Origin of the sequence: Synechococcus sp. CCY9202, from assembly GCF_034931685.1 — a bacterium.
Classification (GTDB): Bacteria; Cyanobacteriota; Cyanobacteriia; order PCC-6307; family Cyanobiaceae; genus CBW1002.
In genome coordinates this window covers 1-3,377 of sequence record NZ_JAYGID010000143.1, presented here as the reverse complement: position 1 = coordinate 3,377, position 3,377 = coordinate 1, and the positions used below count along the sequence as shown (strand labels likewise).

The following is a 3,377-nucleotide window of genomic DNA, read 5'->3' as shown; positions in this document are numbered from 1 at the left end:
GGCAAAACACACCAAAAGGGGAGCTCTGAGCCGCTGAAACCCTGAAAACCAGCCCGATAGGAGCTCCGGCCCAGGTCTCAGGAGGGAAAAACGCGACTTCTCAGGCGGTTTTTCCGCAAACTCCTAAAGTGAGGGTCTTGGAGGAGTGCCATGGCCCTCGCCATCAATCTCAATGAAGAGCAGTCCCGTGTCCTCGCCGAGGTGGCGGTACGGCTCAACGTGGCCCAGCAGGATCTGGCGACAGCCGCCGTTCGCGATCTGTTGAGCAGGCCCTCCGCTGACTTTGAAGTCGCCGCCTCCCAAGTGCTGGCAAAGAATAAGGAGCTCTACCGGCGCCTGGCTTGATTCGCTTTCTCAGCCTCAGCGAGGTTCTGGAGCTGCATCGCCGTCTGATCGTCACCTCTGGTGGGTTGCCCGGATTGCGGGACCTCGGCCTGCTGGAGGCGTCACTCTCGCAGCCCCGCCAGACATTCTCGGGTACTGATCTCTATCCCACTCTCGTCGATAAGGCAGCAGCACTTGGCATTTCTTTGATCAGGAACCATCCCTTTGTGGATGGCAACAAACGCATCGGTCATGCCGCCATGGAAGTCATGCTGATGCTCAATGGGTATGAACTGACGGCTTCGACGGAAGCAGCGGAAGCCACCATTCTGGCTGTGGCCTCCGGAGCGCTTGGGCGCCAGCTCAGGAGTTCCCTGGGGCTTCCCAATCTCCCTCGGCCTTGGCAATCCACTCCGGAACGGCCGACCAGGGCTCAACCATGGAGCACCTCGCCATGGTCGAGAGCTTCGCGCACGACCGGATCACCTCCCGATAGCGAATCTCGATCTCTTCCGGCCTCCGGACTAGAAGATCCAGGGGAAAGTGCGCCTGACAGAGTCGCCGCATCTCACGGATCTTGTCGAAGCCGCCTACTGCTGCGCAGAAGCCTGGCGGCTTCGGGATCCTGCGCGACGACGCCCCCTGGATCCACCGCGAAGGCGTCCTCTGGCACGAACCCAGCCAGACCGACCTGCTGTTCGTGACCCTCAACAAGAGCGAAGCCCTCTTCTCCCCGTCCACCCGCTACCGCGACCTGGCTCTCGGCCCGTTCCTGTTCCACTGGGAGAGCCAGAGCACCACCACCGCCGCCTCCACCACCGGGCAGTTGTCACAGAGCCGTTTCGGTGTCTGGGGTTTGTCCGCTACGAAAGCCACGAGGGGGAGCGGCCGATGGCGATTCGGTGGAGGCTGGAGCGGGCGATACCGGCGGGGTGGATGCAGGGGATGAGGTTGGCGGTTTGAGGATGCCGTTCAACCGGCTTCAGAAAGGGTGCCCAGCCACCCGGAATGCCGCTGCCTCACGCCTTGGGGATGGCAACGGCCCTGGCGGCGTCCTCTGCTTGGGCCTCCATCCCCGGGTAGCGAAACATCACCCCTCCCTGGGTGATCCGGGTCAGATCGGAAGGATCAGCCTCCCAATCCGGCATCAGGGGATCCCGAGCTGCCTGGAGAGTTCCCGAAGATCATGGATCTTCTGCACAGTCTCCCCATGAGCAATCAGGGCTGCCCTGAAGTACTTCTCCAGACACTGCTGAGCGTGAAAGACCACCGCATCCTCATGCCCTGGCTGCTGATGCAACAACTGCATGGCCCGCCAATCTCCCTCGGCCTTGCTGATCCACTCGTCAACAACAGGATTGCGCTCAGCCATGCAACACCACACCGTGGTCGAGGGCTGCACGGATGAATGGGTCTCCCCAGCGGTAGCGCCTGGGTATGTCCTCCGGTCGCCAAAGAAGCATGTCCAGAGGAAACTCAGGGTGGCAAACCTCGCGGATTTCCAGGATCTTCTCCAGGGCTCTCCCTTCAAAGGGCATCACCACCAACACATCGGCATCCGACTCCAGACCGGCTGTTCCTCGTGCCATCGAGCCGAACAGAATCACCTGCTCAGGGGCAAACGCCTCCACCAGGCGATCGGTGAAGGCCTTCAGGGCTTCCTGAGTGACGAGCGGTGCCTTTCCCATGCTTCCATCATCGCCGGCTATGCCAGGTGCTTGACCTTCAGCCAGGCAGCCGCCGCCTGGCGCCACGACCTGCACCAACTGCTGGAGTTGCGGCCCTGGGGCCGGCCTATCCCGGTGCGCGTCCACGGCCGCTACAGCCGGGCCGAAATCGAAGCGGCGTTCGGGATCCTGACGGGCGACGCCCCCTGGATCCACCGCGAAGGCGTGCTCTGGCACGAACCCAGCCAGTGCGATCTGCTCTTTGTGACCCTCAACAAGAGCGAATCCCTCTTCTCCCCCACCACCCGCTACCGCGACCTGGCCCTGGGCCCCGCGCTGTTCCACTGGGAGAGCCACGAGGGGAGAGCGGCCGATGGCGATTCGGTGTCGGCTGGAGCGGGCGATACCGGCGGGGTGGATGCAGGGGATGGGGTTGGCGGTTTGAGGGGGCAGCGGCAATGGCCAAATCCCATCAGACTGAGCCCACCAGACCGGCGCCGATGGAACTCACCGCTGTGCTCACACCTGCGGAAGAAGGCGGGTATGTGGCCTTCAACCCTGAAACAGGCACCACAACGGAAGGGGAATCCATTGAGGAGGCCCTCGCCAACCTTCGCGAAGCCACCACTCTCTATCTGGAGGAGTTCCCCGCCGTGATCAAGGGCCACCCCCTGGTGACCCTGTTCACCGTTCCAGCGCATGCCTAAGCTCCCGCACCTTTCCGGTAGGGAGATCACCCGTGCGCTGGAACGCCTGGGTTTCAACGCCGTACGCCAGAACGGCAGCCATGTGGTGATGCGATGCGGTAGCCGGGGTTGCGTCGTTCCTCTCCACAAAACGGTCAAGATCGGCACCCTCGCGTGTGTGCTGAGGCAGGCCAAGGTGGATGGGAGCGAGTTTCTGGATCTGCTCTGAAACGGATCTCTCTTCTCCCCCTCCACCCGCTATCGCGACCTGGCGCTCGGTCCCTCCCTGTTCCTCTGGGAGAGCCAGAGCATCACCACAGCCGCCTCCCCCAGCGGCCAGCGGTACATCCACCACGAGACGCGGGGTTCACGGGTGCTGCGGTTCGTGCGCGAGCACCGGCGCGAAGGGGGCCGCGCCGGGGGTGTCACGGAGCCGTTTCGGTGTCTGGGGTTTGTCCGCTACGAAAGCCACGAGGCGGAGCGGCCGATGGCGATTCGATGGAGGCTGGAGCGGGCGATACCGGCGGGGTGGATGCAGGGGATGGGGTTGGCGGTTTGTGAATGCTCAGGCCGGCTAGTGTCCCGTCCTGGAAATAACAGCTAAAATCAGGGGTGTCACCCGAGGTGCCCTGTGGCGCTTGGTCGTCCGATGCCTCCGCTGGTCCTCAGCGAGGACGAAGCTCAGCAGTTGCGGGCCCTT

The 3,377-nt window shown here is 63.2% G+C and carries 7 protein-coding genes and 3 pseudogenes; 7 read left to right on the top strand and 3 right to left on the bottom strand.

Annotated features, from left to right (window positions below):
* Positions 1-150: 150 nt before the first annotated feature.
* The 3 genes and pseudogenes from VB777_RS17305 to VB777_RS17295 all read left to right on the top strand — a co-directional run.
* Positions 151-345 carry a DNA-binding protein gene (locus VB777_RS17305; protein ID WP_322756930.1) on the top strand — a complete coding sequence of 65 codons (195 nt, stop codon included), beginning with the start codon at positions 151-153 and terminating at the stop codon, positions 343-345.
* On the top strand, positions 342-1,028 hold the full coding sequence (locus tag VB777_RS17300) for a type II toxin-antitoxin system death-on-curing family toxin (RefSeq protein ID WP_323250520.1): 687 nt from the start codon (positions 342-344) through the stop codon (positions 1,026-1,028). Before VB777_RS17305 ends, VB777_RS17300 begins: the two co-directional genes overlap by 4 nt.
* Positions 917-1,287, top strand: a pseudogene (locus VB777_RS17295) (DUF3427 domain-containing protein); the annotation flags it as partial. The gene VB777_RS17300 and the pseudogene VB777_RS17295, both read left to right, overlap by 112 nt.
* Positions 1,288-1,343: 56 nt before the next feature.
* Here VB777_RS17295 and VB777_RS17290 read toward each other — a convergent pair.
* The 3 genes from VB777_RS17290 to VB777_RS17280 are packed head-to-tail and all read right to left on the bottom strand — an operon-like array spanning position 1,344 to position 2,012.
* Positions 1,344-1,472: a hypothetical protein gene (locus tag VB777_RS17290; protein ID WP_323250518.1), complete on the bottom strand. Its 129-nt coding sequence runs from the start codon at positions 1,470-1,472 to the stop codon at positions 1,344-1,346.
* The gene (locus VB777_RS17285; protein ID WP_322756932.1) at positions 1,472-1,696 is read right to left on the bottom strand and encodes a HEPN domain-containing protein; all 225 of its coding nucleotides are present in this window, start codon (positions 1,694-1,696) and stop codon (positions 1,472-1,474) included. The genes VB777_RS17290 and VB777_RS17285 overlap by 1 nt, the downstream gene beginning before the upstream one ends.
* On the bottom strand, positions 1,689-2,012 hold the full coding sequence (locus VB777_RS17280; RefSeq protein ID WP_322756933.1) for a nucleotidyltransferase domain-containing protein: 324 nt from the start codon (positions 2,010-2,012) through the stop codon (positions 1,689-1,691). Before VB777_RS17280 ends, VB777_RS17285 begins: the two co-directional genes overlap by 8 nt.
* Positions 2,013-2,033: 21 nt before the next feature.
* On the opposite strand from VB777_RS17280, the pseudogene VB777_RS17275 reads away from it, so the two are divergent.
* From VB777_RS17275 to VB777_RS17260, 4 genes and pseudogenes are all read left to right on the top strand, one after another.
* Positions 2,034-2,436: pseudogene (locus VB777_RS17275) on the top strand (DUF3427 domain-containing protein); the annotation flags it as partial.
* A 55-nt stretch (positions 2,437-2,491) separates the two neighbouring features.
* The gene (locus VB777_RS17270) at positions 2,492-2,698 is read left to right on the top strand and encodes a type II toxin-antitoxin system HicB family antitoxin (RefSeq protein WP_197155549.1); all 207 of its coding nucleotides are present in this window, start codon (positions 2,492-2,494) and stop codon (positions 2,696-2,698) included.
* On the top strand, positions 2,691-2,906 hold the full coding sequence (locus tag VB777_RS17265; protein WP_323250516.1) for a type II toxin-antitoxin system HicA family toxin: 216 nt from the start codon (positions 2,691-2,693) through the stop codon (positions 2,904-2,906). The genes VB777_RS17270 and VB777_RS17265 overlap by 8 nt, the downstream gene beginning before the upstream one ends.
* A 6-nt stretch (positions 2,907-2,912) precedes the next feature.
* Positions 2,913-3,281 (top strand): annotated as a pseudogene (locus tag VB777_RS17260) (DUF3427 domain-containing protein); the annotation flags it as partial.
* Positions 3,282-3,377: the final 96 nt, after the last annotated feature.